We start from the raw sequence: 2,427 nt of genomic DNA, 5'->3' as shown, positions 1-2,427 counted from the left end.
GGTGGTCAGCACCAGGCGGTGCGCCAGGACGGGGACCGCGACCGTGTGCAGGTCGTCCGGGACGACGTAGTCGCGGCCCGACAGCGCCGCCTGCGCCCGCGCCGCGCGGACGAGGTGCAGCGTCGCCCGCGGGGACGCGCCGAGCCGGATCTCCGGGACCTGCCGGGTGGCCGCGACGACGTCGACGGCGTAGCGGCGGACCTCCGGCGCGATGTGCACGTGGCGGACCGTCTCGATCAGGCGGTGCACGGTCTCGCCGTCGGACACCGGCTGCAGCTCTTCGAGGGGGTTGTGGCCGGCGTGCTCGTCGACCATGGCCAGCTCGGCCTGCTGGTCGGGGTAGCCGATGGAGACCCGCGCGGTGAAGCGGTCGCGCTGGGCCTCGGGGAGGGCGTAGGTGCCTTCCATCTCGATCGGGTTCTGCGTCGCGATCACCATGAACGGCTGCTCGAGGCGGTACGTCGAGGTGTCGACGGTGACCTGGTGCTCTTCCATGCACTCCAGCAGCGCCGACTGCGTCTTCGGCGAGGCGCGGTTGATCTCGTCGCCCACCACGATGTTCGCGAACACCGGGCCGGGGCGGAAGTCGAACTCGCCGGACTGGCGGTTGTAGATGGAGACGCCGGTGACGTCGCTCGGCAGCAGGTCCGGCGTGAACTGGATGCGGCTGACCGTGCAGTCGATCGACCGGGCGAGCGCCTTGGCCAGCGACGTCTTCCCGACGCCGGGCACGTCTTCGACCAGGAGGTGGCCTTCGGCGAGCAGGGTGACCAGCGCGATCCGGATGACGTCGGGCTTGCCGACCAGCACGCGTTCCACGTTCGCGGCGATCCGCCGGGCCGTTTCGTGGAGTTCGTCCAGCGACACTCTGCCGGGGCGGCCGGCGGGCCGGCCGTTGCCCGTGGACTCCGCCGGATAAGGCGGCCGCCCGGATGCCTGCTCGCCCGATCCGGGCGCCGCAGACTGGATTCTCGACGTCACTCGACCTCCTGGTGGCGCGTGGCCGCGCGCACTGTGCGCACCGCCGGGCCGAAGCCCCCATCGCTGCTGTCCGCGCGCAGCGACCAGCCTTCCATCCAGTGTGTCAAACCCGGGCGAACCAGGGGCCGGAACCCCGCGAACCCGGCACGAGCACGCCCGGTACGGCGGTTGATGACACTGCGCAAGCAGGGACGATACCCCGAACGGGTGTGTTGTCACCCGATTCTGGGTGCTCCCGCTGACGGCCCGCTTTGTTCTATGCTGCGTTTCGAGGTCGCCCGGCTACTGAGAGGCGTAACCGCTTATGAGCGAGGCTCGAGCGCAACCGCCGTTCGACTTGCGCGGCTTCGCGGTCGCGCCCGAGCTGGCCGCGGACGCCTACGCGAAGCTCGGCCAGCTGCAGGACGTCGTCGGCGAGATGGTCCGCGAAGCCAAGGTGCTCGGCCGGACGGTCCCGCTCGGCGGCGGGTACGCGGGGGAGCTCGGCAAGTTCATGGCCGAGTACGGCATCGGCGGCCAGGGATCGGCCGTGCAGCAGCTGACGGCGTTCGGCAAGGAGCTCGAGACGCTCAAGCACCGGATCTCGCAGGCGCTGGCGAAGTACCAGCACGCCGACGAGCAGGCGGCGGACGGGGTGGACTGCACGGGTGGCTGAGCGCTGGAAGCTGTTGTGGGTCCCGGTCGTGCTCGTCGCGCTCGCCGGGTGCGGGCAGGCGTCGCCGCGGACCGAGATCGGGCACGTCACCTCTTCACCGCCGTCGTCGCCACCGCCCGTCGCGTGGACCGGATTGGCCGCGATGGACCCCTGCACGCTGCTGACCCCGCAGGACCGCTCGACCGCCGGGGTGAGCGTGCCCGGCAAGCCCAAGGAGATCGCGGGCTCCCGCGCGTGCGACTGGACGGTGCCCGGCACCTTCGGCGTCACCGTGACCCTGAGCGAGACCGACGGGCTGGCCGACCTCGAAGTCGCGAAGAAGACGGCGACCAGGACGACGGTCGGCGGCCACCCCGCGCTGAAGGTGATGGACAAGAAGGCCGCCGACGGCACCTGCGCCGTGCTGCTCGGGGTCGGCGACGCGGCCAGCGTCCAGATCGACGTCAGCAACAGCGGCTTCTCGGACACCCCGCTCGCGTGCCGCCGCGCGGGCACGGTGGCCGGGCTGGTCGAACCGAAACTGCCCTGACCACGAGAGGTGCGCCGTGCCCGACGCCGAACCGCCCGTCCCCACCGCGCGGTACGAGTCCTACAGCCACGAGGCCATGGCCGCGGAGGTCGAGGCGGGCAACGACCCGGTCGCCGCGGGCGAGGTGGGTGCGCGCTGGGACGGGCTGGCGAAACGGCTGCAGGAGTCGACCGCCGAGCTGGCCGGGCTGATCGCGTCCTCGCAGGAGAACTGGCAGGGCGGCGCGGGCGACGCGGCGCGGGCCGCGCTCGGCCGGGCCGCG

At 72.3% G+C, this 2,427-nt stretch carries 3 protein-coding genes and 1 pseudogene; 3 read left to right on the top strand and 1 reads right to left on the bottom strand.

What is annotated here, in order from left to right:
• Window positions 1-867, bottom strand: an 867-nt coding sequence (locus G3I65_RS20315; protein WP_160697506.1) for a MoxR family ATPase, incomplete at its 3' end; no start/stop codon positions are given.
• 418 nt (window positions 868-1,285) lie between these two features.
• Between G3I65_RS20315 and G3I65_RS20310 the strand changes: the two genes are divergently transcribed.
• The 3 genes and pseudogenes from G3I65_RS20310 to G3I65_RS20300 all read left to right on the top strand — a co-directional run.
• Window positions 1,286-1,636, top strand: coding sequence for a hypothetical protein (locus tag G3I65_RS20310; protein WP_125314533.1), 351 nt, complete (start codon window positions 1,286-1,288; stop codon window positions 1,634-1,636).
• Window positions 1,629-2,165, top strand: a complete 537-nt coding sequence (locus tag G3I65_RS20305) for a DUF3558 domain-containing protein (RefSeq protein ID WP_309235577.1) — start codon at window positions 1,629-1,631, stop codon at window positions 2,163-2,165. The genes G3I65_RS20310 and G3I65_RS20305 overlap by 8 nt, the downstream gene beginning before the upstream one ends.
• A gap of 76 nt (window positions 2,166-2,241) precedes the next feature.
• A pseudogene (locus tag G3I65_RS20300) lies at window positions 2,242-2,427 on the top strand (PE-PGRS family protein); the annotation flags it as partial.

Origin of the sequence: Amycolatopsis sp. SID8362, assembly GCF_010550475.1 — a bacterium.
Taxonomy (GTDB): domain Bacteria; phylum Actinomycetota; class Actinomycetes; order Mycobacteriales; family Pseudonocardiaceae; genus Amycolatopsis; species Amycolatopsis eburnea.
The sequence above is the reverse complement of the archived record's forward strand: the minus strand, read 5'-3'. Positions and strand labels throughout refer to the sequence as shown.